We start from the raw sequence: 14588 nt of genomic DNA, 5'->3' as shown, positions 1-14588 counted from the left end.
GTCAGCCTCCCATCCGCGATTCGATCCGTTCGACCACCTCGGCGGGCACGGACTCCTGTCGCAACTGGGCCAGAATGCGTGCTTTCGCCTCCGCACCCATCCGGCTGTTGCTCTCGACCGCGGCGATGAGCCTGGCCCTGCGCGCCTCGTCCAGCACCACATCGGCGGGTTTCGGCGGCGCGATCGTAGCGCCCATCGCATCGCGGCGCAGCGGGCGCAGCTTGAGCCCCTCGCCCAGAAGCGGGGTGCGTTCCGCCACTACTTCCTGCCCGCTTTTGAGCCCCGCGGCGCGGATCAGCACATCGTCGCCCTGCCGGTGCACCACCTCGACCGGCTCGCCATGAAGCCGTTCCCCGGCATCGAGCACCAGCACCTTGCCATCTGCGCCCACGGCCGCGGCGGGCAAGAGCGCCACCGCCTCAAGCGCCGGCATCGCGAGCGTGACGGTGACGAAATCGCCCGCCTTGAGGCCGGAAACCGCCTCGAGCCGGGCAAACACAAGCCGCCCAGCCTGTCCTTCCTCGACCGCAGCCCCCGCCCGCGCAAGCCGGGCGGGAACGGTGATGCGTTTCTCCCCAAGATCGAGCGAGACCGTGGCCGAAAGCGGCATCAGCGCGCCCGAGGTGTCGGTGAGGCGGACATATTGCGCCGTAGAGAGGCGGAAGGCGACTTCGAGCGTCACCGGGTCAATCAGCGTGGCGAGGATCTCGTTGTTCGAAACCGGTCGCCCCGCAACCGTGCTCACCCCTGACAACTGACCGGCGAAATCGGCGCGGATCTGCGTTTCGGCAAGCTTCCGCTCGGCCTCGGAGAGCGCGATCTCGGCACGGCGCAGCGCGTTTTTCGCCTGATCGAGCCCGGCTTCGGCCGAAGAAAGCGCCGAGCGTTTCGTCAGCACCGCCTGTTCAGCGGCGGACAGGGCAAGCTCGGCGGTCTCGATATCGGCAGTGGCGCCAAAGCCGCGCGCACCGATCGAGCGGGCGCGTTCGAGCGCCTTCTGCCGCAATTCGGCCTGCCGCTCGGCGGCGCCCAGATCGCCCCCGGCAAGCGTCAGCGTGCGGCCCGCAAGTGCCAGCGCAGCTTCCGCCTCGGCTTTTGATGCGAGTGCGGAATCGCGCGCCGCCTGCGTCTCGGCCGGATCGAGCGTGACCAGAAGCTCGCCCGCCGCAACCTGCCCGCCTTCGACGAAATTGGGCGAGAGGGAGAGGAGCGTGCCCGCGGCCGGTGCGCGGATTTCAAGTTCGCGCAGGGTGCGCAGCTCGCCATAGGCCGTCAGCACCGGCTGGCGGGTGCCGAAATCGAGCGTGGCGACATTGGCGGCGAAGATACGTTCCTGCGCGCCATGCATGCGCCCCGGCGCCTTGGCCCGGGCATCGATCGCCGATTTCATCGTGAAGCCGCCGACCGCCAGCAACGCGAGCGTCAGGGCGAAAAGAAAAAGCCCGGTGAGAGATCGAACGAGAAAACGCATGTCAGGGTCCTGCAGTCTCTGGCTGGGGCCGCTTGGGCATTGCACGAAAGTAGGAGGGCGGGCGGATTTCACAACCTTTTGCACGAGAGATACGGCCGCTCCGCGTGATCCCGTCGCATATCACGAAGAATTCATGGAACGGAAATCAGGCTCGTCCCTCAAGCCTTGCGCGCAGGCTCAGCAGATCGGCCCAGACGAGGCGCTTGTTGGCAGGCGCGCGCAACAGGTTTGCCGGGTGCAGCGTGGGCAGCGCGGGGCGGCCGAAGGCCTCGGTCCAGCTGCCGCGCAGCCGGGTGATGCCGCGCGTGCCCAGTGCCGCGGCGCAGGCGGTATTGCCCATCAAAACGATCAGGTCAGGATCGACAAGCTCGACGTGCCGGGCGAGAAACGGCAGCATCTGCGCGATCTCGGCGGGCTCCGGGTCGCGGTTGACCGGCGGTCGCCACGGCAGGACATTGGCAATATAAACCGCGCGCGCCGGGTCGGGAGAGCCGCGGTCCAGACCGATCGCGGCCAGCATCCGGTCGAGCAATTGCCCGGCGCGGCCGACAAAGGGCTTGCCCTGCAGGTCTTCGTCGCGCCCCGGCGCCTCGCCGATCAGCATTACGCGGGCCTTGGGGTTGCCATCGGCAAAGACGGTGTTGCGCGCCCCCTGCTTGAGCGGGCAAAGATCGTAGTCCTCGATCGCCTCGCGCAGGGCTTCGAGCGTTGCCGCCTTCGCCGCGACCTGCCGAGCCAGGGTCACCGGGTCCGGCCCTTCGGCAGCCATGCCTCGCGCCGGGGGCTGCGGGCGGTCTGCCCGCGGCGCGGGAGCGGAGGCAGGGCGCTCGGGGATCACGAGCCGTTCGGGCAGTTCATAGGCATTGACGGGGATGTCACCCACCGGTTCGCTCACGCCGAGTTCCACCATCCATTCGAGCGCCGCAAGCGCGGCCTCGAAGCCGATCTCGGGGGGGGGCGCCAGAGCGGTGTCGGGGGGCGGAGGATTCTGCATGGCTCTCTATCGCATGTGCCCCCGACCCGGTCAAAGCCGCTGGACGCACGCCCCCCCTTTTGCCATAAGCAGCCCGACAACATCGGAGGAAGTCATGGCTTTCCGCGCCCGCCATCTTCTGGGGATCGAGCATCTCTCCCCCGAGGATATCCGCACCGTCCTCGACCTCGCCGACCGCTATGTCGACCTCAACCGCCGCACGGTGAAGCGCACCGATGCGCTGGAGGGGATGACGCAGATCAACATGTTCTTCGAGAACTCGACGCGCACGCAGTCGAGCTTCGAGCTGGCCGGCAAGCGGCTCGGCGCCGATGTGATGAACATGTCGATGCAAACCTCGAGCGTGAAAAAGGGCGAAACGCTGATCGACACGGCGCTGACGCTCAATGCGATGCATCCCGACCTTCTGGTGGTGCGGCACGGCGCTTCGGGTGCGGTCGATCTGCTCGCGCAAAAGGTCAATTGCGCAGTGGTGAACGCGGGCGACGGCAAGCACGAGCACCCGACTCAGGCGCTGCTCGATGCGCTCACGATTCGCCGCGCCAAGGGCCGGATTCAGCGCCTGACCGTGGCGATTTGCGGCGATGTCGCCCATAGCCGGGTGGCGCGCTCGAACCTGCTTTTGCTTGGCAAGATGGAAAACCGGGTGCGCCTGATCGGCCCGCCGACGCTGATGCCCTCGGGCTTCGATCAGATCGGCGCCGAGGTCTATCAAGATATGCGTGAGGGGCTGCGCGACGCCGATGTGGTGATGATGCTGCGGCTCCAACGCGAGCGGATGGACGGCGGCTTCATCCCTTCGGAGCGCGAATATTTCCACCGTTACGGGCTTGATGCCGAGAAGCTGAGCTTTGCGAAAGAGGATGCCATCGTCATGCACCCCGGGCCGATGAACCGCGGCGTGGAGATCGACGGCACGATCGCCGACGACATCCACCGCTCGGTGATTCAGGAGCAGGTGGAGATGGGCGTGGCGGTGCGCATGGCGGTGATGGATCTGCTCGCACAGAACCTGCGCGCAGAGCGGGGCCGGGCCGCGCTTTCGGAGGCGGTCGATGTCTGAGATGCGGCGCGATCCGGTTCTGAACTATCGCCCCGGCGCAGAGAGCGAACTGCCCCTTGAGCCGGGCGAGACTGTCTCTGACGTGTTCGGCCCCGATCTGCGCCGCTACTGGATGGACCATCTCGTTCTTGGCGGGCTGGGCGCGGTGCTCGTCTCTGCGGTGCTGATCTGGCTTGGCAAGCTCGATCAGGTGCTGGTCGCGGTGATTGCGATCCTTGTCGGCATGGCGCTCCGCGCGCTTTATTTTCGCTCCGAAGCCTTTGCCCGGCGCTGGCAGCTGACCGACCGGCGCCTGATCGGCCCGCAGGGGCGGCAGGTGATGCTGCTCGAAATCGAGACCGTGCGCGCGCTGATGGGCGATGTGCAGATCGTCACGAAAGCGGGTGACAAGCACCTGATCCGGCATCTGGCCGAGGCGGCGCCGGTGATGGCCGCAATCGAGGCGGCGCGCGCCGCCCGTGCCCGGAGCCGCCGATGAGACCACCCCGCGCCCCCACCCGGGCCGAGCGGGAGGCTGCCGCACAGGCCGCCCCGGTGCGGCTTTCCGAGCCGCCGCCGCCGATGCCCGCCCCTGCCGTGCAGCTGCCCGCGGGCTGGGACGGCATCATGCAGCCCGGCGAGCGGATCTTGTGGCGCGGACAGCCGATCCGCCGCATCCGCTGGGGCAAGCTGGTCGCTGGCGTCGTGTTTGCGCTTGGCTTTTGCGGCATCGGCGGCGCGCTGAGCCTTGCTGCGGCCCGCGAGGGGAGCCTGTTCTGGCTGGTCGGGCTCGTGCTTTGCCTCCTTGGCGTCGCGGCGCTTGTCGTGACGCTTCTTGATGAGCGGATGCGGCGCAACGACACGTTCTTTACCCTCTCCGACCGCGCCGCCTATATCGCGCGGCGCCATTGGGCGAAGGGCCGGGTGCTTGAGAGCTGGCCGATCCGCGCGGGCATGGAGATCGCGCTTCAGGGTGGAGACAAGGCCGGCGACGTGATCTTTGCCAGCCGCACCACGGGGCGCGGCAAGGAGGCCGAGATCGAGCCGGTCGGCTTTTTCGATATCATCGGAGCGCCGGAGGTTTTCGCGCTCCTCAAACATGCAAGGGATGCGCGCGAATGACGCTGTTTTTGCAAGATGCCCGGCTGATCGACCCCGAAGCCGAGGGGGAAACCACCGCGAATCTCGTGATCGACGGTGGTATCATCGCGGCGATCGGGCAGATGCAGGCCCCCGCCGGAGCCGAGGTGATCGACTGCGGCGGCAAATGCCTGGCGCCGGGCATCATCGACATCGGCGTGAAGATCGGCGAGCCGGGCGAGCGCCACCGCGAGAGCTTCCGCACCGCGGGGCAGGCGGCGGCGCGCGGCGGCGTCACCACAATGATCGCGCGGCCCGATACGCTGCCCGCCATCGACACGCCCGAGATGCTCGAATTCGTCACCCGCCGCGCCGCCGAGGTGCCGGTGCGCATCCGCCACATGGCCGCGCTGACCAAGGGCCGCGACGGCCGCGAGATGACCGAGATCGGCTTTCTGATGGATGCGGGCGCCGTCGCCTTTTCCGACGTGTTCCATGTCACCACCGATACCAAGGTGCTCAGCCGCGCCTTCACCTATGCCAAGAGCCTTGGCGCGCTGGTGATCGGCCATCCGCAGGAGCCGGGCCTCTCGCAGGGCGCCGCCGCTACCTCGGGGAAATTCGCAAGCCTGCGCGGCCTGCCCGGCGTCAGCCCGATTGCCGAACAGATGGGGCTCGACCGCGATCTCGCGCTTGTCGAGGTGACCGGGGTGCGCTACCACGCCGACCAGATCACCACCGCCCGCGCGCTGCCTGCGCTGGCGCGCGCCCGCGCGGCAGGGCTTGCGGTGACCGCGGGCGTCTCGGTGCATCACCTGACGCTGAACGAATTCGACGTGGGCGATTACCGCACCTTCTTCAAGCTCACGCCGCCCTTGCGCAGCGAGGATGACCGCCGCGCCATGGTCGAGGCGGTGGCCTCCGGCGCCATCGACATCATCTGTTCGATGCACACGCCGGCGGATGAAGAGAGCAAACGGCTGCCCTTCGAGGAGGCGGCGGCGGGCGCGGTCGGGCTGGAAACGCTGCTCCCCGCGGCGCTGCGGCTTTATCACGCAGGAAGCCTCTCGCTGTCGCAGATTTTCCGCGCCCTGGCGCTCAACCCGGCGCGGCTGCTCGGGCTGCCGCAGGGCCGTATCTGTGAGGGCGCGCCAGCAGATCTCGTGCTCTTTGACCCGGATGCGCCCTTTGTTCTGGACCGCTTCCAGCTCGCCTCGAAATCCAAGAACACCCCCTTTGACGGCGCAAAAATGAGCGGGAAGGTGCTTGCCACTTTCGTCGCCGGGGTGCAGGTTTTCGGGCAGGTGGCGCAGGACTCGGGGGAGTAATGGCAGATCTGCACGCGGGAGCCGCGCTCCTTTTGGCGGTGGCGGGCTTGGGCTATCTGCTCGGCTCGGTGCCTTTTGGCGTGGTCATCACGAAGCTCATGGGGCTGGGCGATCTGCGCCAGATCGGTTCGGGCAATATCGGCGCCACCAATGTGCTGCGCACCGGCAACAAGGCGGCGGCGGCGGCAACGCTGGTGCTTGATGGTGCGAAGGGGGCCATCGCGGTGTTGATCGCCCGCGCGGTCCTTGGCAACGAGAGCGCGGCCATCGTTGCGGGCGGCGCGGCCTTTCTGGGCCATCTCTACCCGGTATGGCTGAAGTTCAAGGGCGGGAAGGGGGTGGCCACCTTCCTCGGTACGCTGATTGCGCTGCATTGGGCTCTGGGGCTCGCGGCTTGTCTGTGCTGGCTCATCGCCGCGGCGGTCGGGCGGATCTCTTCGGCCTCGGCGCTCTTTGCGGCCGCGGCCTCGGTGCCTCTCGCCTGGGTGCTCTCGGATCAGGCCCTGATGCCGATCTGTGCGCTGATGGCGGTGCTGATCTTCTGGCGCCACCGTGCCAATATCGCGCGCATTCTGGCGGGAACCGAGCCACGGATCGGCAAGAAGGCGTGAGGCGCCTTTGAAGAAGGAAGGGGGCGGCGCCCCCTTCGCGTGTCAGTAACAGAACTCGCCATAAATCCGGCCCAGATCGCCCTTCCAGGGGCCGTGGTATTTGTCGAGCAGACGGTCGGCGGGCACCTTGCCGGTGTCGATGCTCTCTTCGAGCGCGTTGAGGAAATAGGTCTCGTCGGGAATGAGCCCGCCCGCGCCGGGAATGGCGCGCGCGGCGAGGCCCGCTTTCGAGATCGCCACCACCTCGCGGGCGAGATCGTGCATCTTGATGCCGTTTACCTCGGCCTGGAGCGCATCCTTCGCCGCGGCCACGCGAAGCCCGTCGCGGGTCTCTGCATCCCAGCCCTTCACCAGATCCCAGGCGGCATCGAGCGCGCCTTGATCATACATCAGCCCGACCCAGAGCGCGGGGAGCGCGCACAGCCTGCGCCAGGGCCCGCCATCGGCGCCGCGCATCTCGATGTATTTCTTCACCCGTGCCTCGGGGAAGACCGTCGTCATATGGTCCGCCCAATCCGAGAGCGTCGGCTTCTCGCCCGGCAGCGCGGGCAACTCCCCTTTCAGGAAATCGCGGAACGACTGACCCAAGGCATTGATATACTTGCCATCGCGGTAGACGAAATACATCGGCACATCGAGCACATAATCAACATAGCGCTCATAACCCATGCCCTCCTCGAAGAAGAAGGGCAGCATGCCGGTGCGCGCGGCATCGAGGTTCTGCCAGATATGGCTGCGCCACGATTTCATCCCGTTCGGCTTGCCGTCGAGGAACGGGGAATTGGCGAAAAGCGCGGTGGCGACGGGCTGCAGCGCCAGCGCCACGCGCATCTTCTGCACCATGTCGGCTTCGGAGGAGAAGTCGAGGTTCACCTGCACGGTGCAGGTGCGGTACATCATCGTCTTGCCCATGGTGCCGACGCTATCCATGTAGCTGTTCATCAGCCGGTAGCGGCCCTTGGGCATCATCGGCATTTCTTCGGCGCGCCACTCGGGCGCGGCCCCAAGGCCGATGAACTGCGCGCCGATCCGGTCGGCGATCCGGTGCACCTCGGTGAGATGCTCGTTCACCTCCTCGCAGGTCTGGTGCAGCGTCTCGAGCGGCGCACCGGAAAGCTCAAGCTGCCCTCCCGGCTCAAGGCTCACATTCGCGCCGTTGCGGGTCAGCCCGATGATATTGCCCTCTTCGAGCACGGGCTCCCAGCCGAAGATCGCGGCGAGCCCTTCCAGCATCGCGCGCACCGAGCGCGGCCCGTCATAGGGGAGCGGTTTCAGGCCATCGCGGCAATAGCCGAATTTCTCATGCTCGGTGCCGATGCGCCAGTCTGGTTTGGGCTTCTCGCCCGAGGCGAGATATTCGGCAAGTTGCGCGTAGTCTTCGATCGGGCCGCCGCCCTGTTGCGGAATGGACATGAGGGCTCCCTTTCCTTGGTCGATGCCACAGGTGGCGCGAGCCCGGGGGCAAGTCAAGGCGGATCAGCCCGCGCGGCGCCACAGGCTCTGTGCGGCAATGTCGGACGCGAGCGCCGCGGTGAGGCGGCCAAGCTCGATGCCGGGCAGGGCAGCGAAAGCATCGAAAAGCTTTTCCGATCCGGTGGCGGCAACCGGGATCAGCAGCGCCTGACCATCGGCGCTTTTGAGCCGCCAGCAGGGGGCGCCGTCCAGCCGCAAAAGCCGGATCTCGACCAGATCGGCCAGCGCCATGTAACCGCCGAGCATCATGCCGCCGGTGCCGTAATAGCCGATCCGCCCCTCGTCGAGATCGACCACGCCGGGCGCCGAGACCGGCCGCACGAAGCGGGTGCGGCGCCAGGCCATCAGCGCCCAGGCTGCGCAGACCGCACCGAGCGCCAGACCGAGCGCGGCCAGAAACCAGCCTCCCCGCGTGGCGATCCAAAGCGCTAGGGCAAGGCAGGCTCCCGCCGCGAGGGTTTCACGATGCTGCATGAGATGGGCCCGCAGCTCGGGCCGAATCACCGCCAGTCCCCCAGCGCGGATTGCCACAGCGTGATCGCCGCGCAGGCGGCGGTATCGGCGCGCAGGATGCGCGGGCCAAGCGAGACCGGAGTGACGAAATCGAGCCCGCGCAGGCGCGCCCGCTCGGGCTCGGAAAACCCGCCTTCGGGCCCGATCAGGATGGCCCAGGGGCCGGGCGAGAGCCCCGCCAGCGTTTCGGCGGGGCCGACGAGCGATTCGTCTCCCCAGAGGAGGCGCCGCGCCGGATCCCAGCCCTTGAGCACCGCGGCGAGGGGCTGCAAATCGCAGACTTCGGGCACATAGGTGCCCAGGCATTGCTCGGCCGCCTCAAGCGCATGGGCCTGCAGCCGGTCCTGCCGGATCCTTTGCGCATTGGTGAATTCGGTCTGCACCGGCAGGATTTTTGCGCAGCCCAATTCCGCCGCCTTCTCGACGATGAAATCGGTGCGCTCCTTCTTGATCGGGGCGAAGAGAAGCCACAGATCCGGCGGGTCGAGCTGCGGTGCGGCTTGCCCGAGACAGCGCAGGCGGCCCGATTTTTTCCCCGCTTCCACCACCTCGGCAGTCCATTCGCCGTCGCGCCCGTTGAAGAGCGCGACCCGGGCTCCGGCGCCAAGCCGCATCACCGCAAACAGATAATGCGCCTGATCGACGGTGAGGGGCACGGCTTGCCCCTCCCCCAACGGGTGCTCTACACAGAGTCGTATCTTCGCGCGTTCCATGGGGGGAGAGTATGACCGGCAAGACCGAAACGCCAGAGGCCCGGATGACGGGTGGCGTGGCAGGGCAGGTGGCCGATGCCTATCGCGGCAACTGGGTCGACCATCTCGCGCCAGCGTTTGCGCGCCCCTATCTGCGGCTTGCGCGTGCCGACCGGCCGATCGGCACCTGGCTTTTGTTGCTGCCCTGCTGGTGGAGCATCTCGCTCGCGGCCGCGACCGACGGTTTCCGCCCCTTCGATCTGTGGCTCGCCATCGGCTGCGCGATCGGTGCATTTTTGATGCGCGGCGCGGGCTGCACCTGGAACGACATCACCGACCGCGATTTTGACGGCCGCGTGGCGCGCACGCGCTCGCGCCCGATCCCCTCGGGGCAGGTGACGGTGAAGCAGGCGGTGGGCTTCATGGCGGCGCAGACCGCGCTTGCCGCGCTGATTCTCTTCACATTCAACTGGGCGGCGATCGGCATGGGGGTGCTCGCCCTTCTTCCGGTTGCGGTTTACCCGTTCGCGAAACGCTTCACCTGGTGGCCGCAGGTCTTTCTCGGCATCGCCTTCAACTGGGGCGCGCTTCTGGGCTGGGTCGCGCATACCGGCAGCCTCTCCTGGGCGGCGGTGCTGCTCTACCTCTCGGGCCTCGTCTGGACGCTCTTTTATGACACGATCTACGCCCATCAGGACAAGGAAGACGACGCGCTGATCGGCGTGAAATCCACCGCGCGGCTCTTTGGCACCCATACCCCACGTTGGTTGAGCCTGTTTCTGGTGCTTACCGTCACGCTGATGACGGGCTCCGTGCTTGCAGCCCTTTTGCCGCTCGGCAATCCGCTCGCGCTTGTCCTGGGCATCTGTGCGCCTTGGGCGATGGGCTGGCACATGCTTGGCCAGCTGCGTCGGCTCGACATCGACAATGCCGATATCTGCCTGAGTCTCTTTCGCAAAAGCCGCGATACCGGGCTCTTGGCTGCGCTGTTTCTTGCCGCTTCGGCAATCGCGTGATTGATCCCCGCCGCCCCGCCCCGTAAGAGAAAGCGACCCGAAAGGGAGGAGGCCAAGGACCATGCGCGCCCGCATCACCGCCCTGACCATCGCCATTTTCGTGCTCGCGCTGGTGGCTTCTGCCTTCGTCGCGGGCGGCTCGGCGACGATCATCGAACAACGCTCGCGCAAGGCCGTGCGGCTTGCGCTTGAGGCCGGGGGCCAATCCTGGGTGCAGGTCCATACCGACGGGCTTCTTGTCAACCTTGTGGGCACGGCGCCAAGCGAGGCTGAGCGGTTCCGCGCGCTCACCATCGTCTCAAGCGTGGTCGACAGCTCCCGCATGGTCGACAGCACCGATGCCGAGGTGGTCAAGCCGATCGCGCCGCCCGCCTTCTCGCTGCAGCTCCTGCGCAATGACGAGGGGATCTCGCTGATCGGCCTCGTGCCCAAGGGCACCGACCGCGAGGCGCTACTCAAGCGGCTGGATCCGCTGGCGGGCGAGGGCAATGTGACCGACATGCTCGAGATCGCCGATTACCCGGTGCCCGCGGGCTGGGCGCAGGCGCTCGATTTTGGCCTCGGCACGCTTGAGGCGCTGCCGCGCGCCAAGGTTTCGATCGACCCGGGCCATGTTGCCGTGGAGGCAATCACCGACAGCCCCGAGGAAAAGGCCCGGGTCGAGGCCAATCTCAAGCGCGAACGCCCCGCCGATGTGCGCCTCGATGCCAAGATCGCCGCGCCGCGCCCGGTGATCACCCCTTTCACGCTGCGGTTCCTGATCGACGAGGACGGTGCGCGGTTCGATGCCTGTTCGGCCGACACAGTTCGCGCGCGCACCCGAATTCTGGCCGCTGCGCGGCTTGCCGGCGCGAAAGGTGATCTCGATTGCACCATCGGCATGGGCACGCCCTCGCCGCAATGGGGCGATGCGGTGGTACAGGCGCTCGGCGCGCTCAAGGAACTCGGCGCGGGCACGGTCACCTTTTCGGATGCCGATATCGCCTTTGTTGCCGCGGAAGGCACCGATCCGGCGCGCTTTGACACCGTGGTGGGGGAGCTTGAATCGAACCTGCCGGAAGTGTTCTCGCTCAAGGCAGAGCTGACCAAAAAGGCGGAAACCGGCGATACCGTGCCGGTCTTCTCGGCGCTTTTGCGCGAGGACGGTCATGTCGTGCTGCGCGGACGGGTGGCGAGCGAGCGCGCCCGGGCCGCGGTGGAGAGCTTTGCGCGCGCGCAATTCGGTGCCGAAGCAGTCTATGGCGCGACCCGGCTCGATCCGGAGCTGCCGCAGGGCTGGCCCGTGCGCACATTGTCCGCGCTCGAGGCGCTCCGATTGATGCATGAGGGCTCGGTCAGCGTGACGCCGGATCTGATCCGGCTCACCGGAATCACCGGCGACAGGCAAGCCTCCGACAAGGCGGCGCGGCTTTTTGCGCAACGGCTCGGCGAGGAGGCGCGGATCGCGCTCTCGGTGAAATACGACAAGCGGCTCGACGAAACGCTGGCGCTGCCTGACGGGCCGGAATGCGTGCGCCGCCTCAACGCCGTGCTGCAGGGCAACAAGGTCACGTTCGAGCCCGCCTCGGCAACAATCCCGGAGATGGCCGCGCCCCAACTTGACGCGCTCGCGAAGGCGATGAAGCAATGCCAGGATTTCCGCATGGAAGTGGCAGGGCACACCGACAGCCAGGGCAGCGAAGAAGGCAACCTGCGGCTCAGCCAGGACCGTGCCGAGGCCGTGCTTGAGGCGCTGCACGCGCGCCGGGTATTGACCCGCAACCTGGTGGCGAAGGGCTATGGCGAGACGCAGCCGATCGCCGACAACGATACCGAGGAAGGCCGCGAAGCGAACCGGCGCATCGAATTCGTGCTGCTTGACGCGGCGCCGGTGGGCGCGGATGCGCCGGTCGATCTGCCGGTTTCCGAAAAGGCGCTCGTCCCCGAGCCGGTCGAGGCGGCCCCCGAGGCGGTGTTTGACGAGAGCGGTTTTGTCGATGCGCCGATGGAAGATGCGCATGGCGAGCCGATGCCCGAACCGACCGACGCGGGGTCCGATGAGGGCGAGGGCGCGATGCCCCCGGTAGCGCCCGACGCCGCCGATGCGCCCCCCGTGCCCGCTGCCGCGCCGCAGGGGCCTGCCCCCGAGGCGACGTCGGCAGGGCCGCCCGATGCGGGCGTGACGCCTGATCCCACTCCGCCCGATGCGCCCGTGCCCGCGGCGGCATCCGAGATCCCCGTCCTGCCCGGAACCGAATCCCCCGGGCATCCGAAACCGCGCCCCGACGGGCTGACCCCGGCCCAAGATTGAGGAGACCGGCATGAACAGAACCGAATTCGTCATCGCCACGGCGATCATCCTGTTTCTCGCTTTCTGTCTGGGCTGGTTCGCATCCTGGCTCATTCACCGGCTGACCCGGGTGAGCGCGGCCGATATGGGCGAGCTTGAGCAGATGGCGCAGGCGCTGCATGAAGCGGAAGAACTGCGCGATCAGGCGATTGCCTATGCTAATGGCCGGGAAGCTGAACTGGTGAACCAGCTCAACCAGAGCGAGGCGGAGCTGCGTGCGGCGATGGACGGGCTGCGCGATGCCCGCCACGAGGCCGAGGAACTTCGGGCCTATATCGAGCGGATGCAGGCGAGCCGCTCCTCTTGAGCGATACCCCGAGCCGGCACCGCATTGCCCCCGCGCGGCGGGATCCGGCCCCGAACCGCCTGCGCGGCGGGCCCCGCTGCCGCTTGGAACGGGACTTGCAGCCGGGCTGGCGCGAAAACGGGCAGGACATCCTCCGGTGCGCCCCTCCCGGGTCGATTGTGGTTGCTCCGAAAGGGAGCGAGCGGCTAAACGGGGCATCGGCCCGGCCGCGGAAAGGCCCGCGGCTGCGTGATCGCCGGGGCGACCTTCGGGGACGGCTTGCGGCGGACGGAGCAGTTTGGAGAGCGACAGATGCATGAACTCAACCTGACCGGGAGCGTCTTCGGCTTCGTGTCAGTCCTGATTTTTCTTGGCGCCTATGTGCTGGTGATTTTTGAAGAATCGACCCATATGCGGAAATCCAAGCCGGTGATGCTGGCGGCGGGGCTGATCTGGACGCTGATCGGCATCGCCTATGCGATGAACGGCATGTCGGATGCGGCGCATGAGCATGCCACCCATATCGTTGAGGAATATGGCGAGCTGTTTTTGTTCCTGCTGGTGGCGATCACTTATGTCAACACGATGGAGGAGCGCCGCGTCTTTGATGCGTTGCGCGCCAAACTCGTTGGCATGGGGCTGAGCTATCGCAAGCTGTTCTGGCTGACCGGGGTGCTCGCCTTCTTCCTGTCGGGCGTTCTCGACAACCTGACCACCGCACTCGTGATGGGGGCCGTGGTGGTGGCTGTGGGGCGGACCTCGCTCAAATTCGTCACCGCGGGCTGCGTCAACATCGTCGTCGCGGCCAATGCCGGCGGCGCCTTCACCCCGTTTGGCGACATCACCACGCTGATGGTCTGGCAAAAGGGTGTGATCGATTTCTTCGAGTTCTTCGTTCTGCTGCTGCCGTCACTGACGAACTGGATCGTGCCGGCGCTGATCATGTCTTTCGCCGTGCCGGGCGATGTGCCGCCCCCCGCCACCGACAATGCCCGCATGAAGCCGGGCGGCGCGGTCGTGGTCTGGCTCTTTGCCGCGACCATCGTCACCGCGATCAGCTTCAAGAACTTCCTGCACCTGCCGCCGGCGATGGGGATGATGATGGGTCTGGGCTACATGCAGATCTATTCCTATTTCCTGACCCGCCGCGGCAAGCGCAACAACGATTCCGAACTCGTGCTCGACAGTTTCAAGCAGTTCGAGCGGGTGGAATGGGACACGCTGCTGTTCTTCTTCGGTATCATCTTCGCGGTCGGCGGTCTGGGCGTTCTGGGCTATCTCGACATGCTCTCGACAGCGCTTTACGAGGGCCTCGGCCCGACCCCGGCCAATACCATTCTCGGCGCGCTGTCGGCGGTGGTCGACAACATCCCGCTGATGTTCGCTGTGCTCACGATGGATCCCGACATGAGCCACGGCGACTGGCTGACGATCACGCTCACCTGCGGCGTCGGCGGCTCGCTGCTGTCGATCGGTTCGGCGGCGGGCGTGGCGCTGATGGGGCAGGCGCGCGGGCTCTACACCTTCTCGGGGCACCTGAAATGGACCTGGGCGATCGCGCTGGGCTATTTCGCCTCGATCGGCGTGCATCTGATGATCAACGCGCATCACTTCGAGGTCATGGCACGCGCCCACTGACCCTTGCGACAAAGCTCCCGGCCCAGGGCGCGCAGATGCGGCCCGGGCTTTTCCTTTTGCGATAACGCTTGCCGAATTGGCAAACGGCACCCCGTTGCCTTCGTCGCGGCGGCAT

The 14588-nt window shown here is 66.9% G+C and carries 14 protein-coding genes; 9 read left to right on the top strand and 5 right to left on the bottom strand.

The window, feature by feature from the left end; all coding sequences use genetic code 11:
* Window position 1 precedes the first annotated feature (1 nt).
* Window positions 2–1471, bottom strand: a complete 1470-nt coding sequence (locus CRO22_RS02875; protein ID WP_097068576.1) for an efflux RND transporter periplasmic adaptor subunit — start codon at window positions 1469–1471, stop codon at window positions 2–4.
* 145 nt (window positions 1472–1616) lie between these two features.
* Window positions 1617–2465, bottom strand: coding sequence for a uracil-DNA glycosylase (locus CRO22_RS02870; protein ID WP_097068575.1), 849 nt, complete (start codon window positions 2463–2465; stop codon window positions 1617–1619).
* 94 nt (window positions 2466–2559) lie between these two features.
* Here CRO22_RS02870 and CRO22_RS02865 point away from each other — a divergent pair, with 94 nt between their 5' ends.
* Genes CRO22_RS02865 through plsY form a run of 5 tightly spaced genes read left to right on the top strand, consistent with a single transcriptional unit; the run spans window position 2560 to window position 6526 of the window.
* Window positions 2560–3528: an aspartate carbamoyltransferase catalytic subunit gene (locus tag CRO22_RS02865; protein WP_097068574.1), complete on the top strand. Its 969-nt coding sequence runs from the start codon at window positions 2560–2562 to the stop codon at window positions 3526–3528.
* A complete protein-coding gene (locus tag CRO22_RS02860; protein ID WP_097068573.1) occupies window positions 3521–4006 on the top strand; it encodes a hypothetical protein in 486 nt (161 codons plus the stop codon). Before CRO22_RS02865 ends, CRO22_RS02860 begins: the two co-directional genes overlap by 8 nt.
* Window positions 4003–4629: a hypothetical protein gene (locus CRO22_RS02855; protein WP_141399405.1), complete on the top strand. Its 627-nt coding sequence runs from the start codon at window positions 4003–4005 to the stop codon at window positions 4627–4629. The genes CRO22_RS02860 and CRO22_RS02855 overlap by 4 nt, the downstream gene beginning before the upstream one ends.
* On the top strand, window positions 4626–5915 hold the full coding sequence (gene pyrC / locus CRO22_RS02850) for a dihydroorotase (protein ID WP_097068571.1): 1290 nt from the start codon (window positions 4626–4628) through the stop codon (window positions 5913–5915). The genes CRO22_RS02855 and pyrC overlap by 4 nt, the downstream gene beginning before the upstream one ends.
* Window positions 5915–6526 carry a glycerol-3-phosphate 1-O-acyltransferase PlsY gene (gene plsY / locus CRO22_RS02845; RefSeq protein ID WP_097068570.1) on the top strand — a complete coding sequence of 204 codons (612 nt, stop codon included), beginning with the start codon at window positions 5915–5917 and terminating at the stop codon, window positions 6524–6526. The genes pyrC and plsY overlap by 1 nt, the downstream gene beginning before the upstream one ends.
* A 42-nt stretch (window positions 6527–6568) precedes the next feature.
* Here the strand turns inward: plsY and CRO22_RS02840 are convergent, their stop codons facing one another.
* The 3 genes from CRO22_RS02840 to CRO22_RS02830 all read right to left on the bottom strand — a co-directional run bounded on the left by CRO22_RS02840 (window position 6569) and on the right by CRO22_RS02830 (window position 9225).
* A complete protein-coding gene (locus CRO22_RS02840) occupies window positions 6569–7939 on the bottom strand; it encodes a glutamate--cysteine ligase (RefSeq protein WP_097068569.1) in 1371 nt (456 codons plus the stop codon).
* 63 nt (window positions 7940–8002) lie between these two features.
* Window positions 8003–8473, bottom strand: a complete 471-nt coding sequence (locus CRO22_RS02835) for a hypothetical protein (RefSeq protein WP_245860863.1) — start codon at window positions 8471–8473, stop codon at window positions 8003–8005.
* 26 nt (window positions 8474–8499) lie between these two features.
* Window positions 8500–9225 (bottom strand): 16S rRNA (uracil(1498)-N(3))-methyltransferase, encoded by a 726-nt coding sequence (locus CRO22_RS02830; protein WP_097068567.1) that lies wholly within the window; start codon window positions 9223–9225, stop codon window positions 8500–8502.
* An 11-nt stretch (window positions 9226–9236) separates the two neighbouring features.
* On the opposite strand from CRO22_RS02830, the gene ubiA reads away from it, so the two are divergent.
* The 4 genes from ubiA (at window position 9237) to nhaD (ending at window position 14473) form a co-directional block, all read left to right on the top strand.
* The gene (ubiA, locus tag CRO22_RS02825; protein WP_097068566.1) at window positions 9237–10220 is read left to right on the top strand and encodes a 4-hydroxybenzoate octaprenyltransferase; all 984 of its coding nucleotides are present in this window, start codon (window positions 9237–9239) and stop codon (window positions 10218–10220) included.
* A gap of 61 nt (window positions 10221–10281) precedes the next feature.
* On the top strand, window positions 10282–12510 hold the full coding sequence (locus CRO22_RS02820; RefSeq protein WP_097068565.1) for an OmpA family protein: 2229 nt from the start codon (window positions 10282–10284) through the stop codon (window positions 12508–12510).
* 10 nt (window positions 12511–12520) lie between these two features.
* On the top strand, window positions 12521–12856 hold the full coding sequence (locus CRO22_RS02815; protein WP_097068564.1) for a cation:proton antiporter: 336 nt from the start codon (window positions 12521–12523) through the stop codon (window positions 12854–12856).
* A 291-nt stretch (window positions 12857–13147) separates the two neighbouring features.
* Window positions 13148–14473 carry a sodium:proton antiporter NhaD gene (gene nhaD, locus CRO22_RS02810; protein ID WP_097068563.1) on the top strand — a complete coding sequence of 442 codons (1326 nt, stop codon included), beginning with the start codon at window positions 13148–13150 and terminating at the stop codon, window positions 14471–14473.
* Window positions 14474–14588: the final 115 nt, after the last annotated feature.

Origin of the sequence: Rhodobacter maris (assembly GCF_900217815.1) — a bacterium.
Taxonomy (GTDB): Bacteria; Pseudomonadota; Alphaproteobacteria; order Rhodobacterales; family Rhodobacteraceae; genus Rhodobacter; species Rhodobacter maris.
The sequence above is the reverse complement of the archived record's forward strand: the minus strand, read 5'-3'. Positions and strand labels throughout refer to the sequence as shown.

Coding starts and splice junctions, on each gene's coding strand:
- CRO22_RS02870 (WP_097068575.1), bottom strand. CDS start 2,465: ATGCAGAATCCTCCGCCCCCCGACACCGCTCTGGCGCCCCCCCCCGAG.
- CRO22_RS02855 (WP_141399405.1), top strand. CDS start 4,003: ATGAGACCACCCCGCGCCCCCACCCGGGCCGAGCGGGAGGCTGCCGCA.
- CRO22_RS02830 (WP_097068567.1), bottom strand. CDS start 9,225: ATGGAACGCGCGAAGATACGACTCTGTGTAGAGCACCCGTTGGGGGAG.
- CRO22_RS02860 (WP_097068573.1), top strand. CDS start 3,521: ATGTCTGAGATGCGGCGCGATCCGGTTCTGAACTATCGCCCCGGCGCA.
- CRO22_RS02835 (WP_245860863.1), bottom strand. CDS start 8,473: ATGCAGCATCGTGAAACCCTCGCGGCGGGAGCCTGCCTTGCCCTAGCG.
- pyrC (WP_097068571.1), top strand. CDS start 4,626: ATGACGCTGTTTTTGCAAGATGCCCGGCTGATCGACCCCGAAGCCGAG.
- CRO22_RS02865 (WP_097068574.1), top strand. CDS start 2,560: ATGGCTTTCCGCGCCCGCCATCTTCTGGGGATCGAGCATCTCTCCCCC.
- CRO22_RS02875 (WP_097068576.1), bottom strand. CDS start 1,471: ATGCGTTTTCTCGTTCGATCTCTCACCGGGCTTTTTCTTTTCGCCCTG.
- ubiA (WP_097068566.1), top strand. CDS start 9,237: ATGACCGGCAAGACCGAAACGCCAGAGGCCCGGATGACGGGTGGCGTG.
- CRO22_RS02840 (WP_097068569.1), bottom strand. CDS start 7,939: ATGTCCATTCCGCAACAGGGCGGCGGCCCGATCGAAGACTACGCGCAA.
- CRO22_RS02820 (WP_097068565.1), top strand. CDS start 10,282: ATGCGCGCCCGCATCACCGCCCTGACCATCGCCATTTTCGTGCTCGCG.
- nhaD (WP_097068563.1), top strand. CDS start 13,148: ATGCATGAACTCAACCTGACCGGGAGCGTCTTCGGCTTCGTGTCAGTC.
- CRO22_RS02815 (WP_097068564.1), top strand. CDS start 12,521: ATGAACAGAACCGAATTCGTCATCGCCACGGCGATCATCCTGTTTCTC.
- plsY (WP_097068570.1), top strand. CDS start 5,915: ATGGCAGATCTGCACGCGGGAGCCGCGCTCCTTTTGGCGGTGGCGGGC.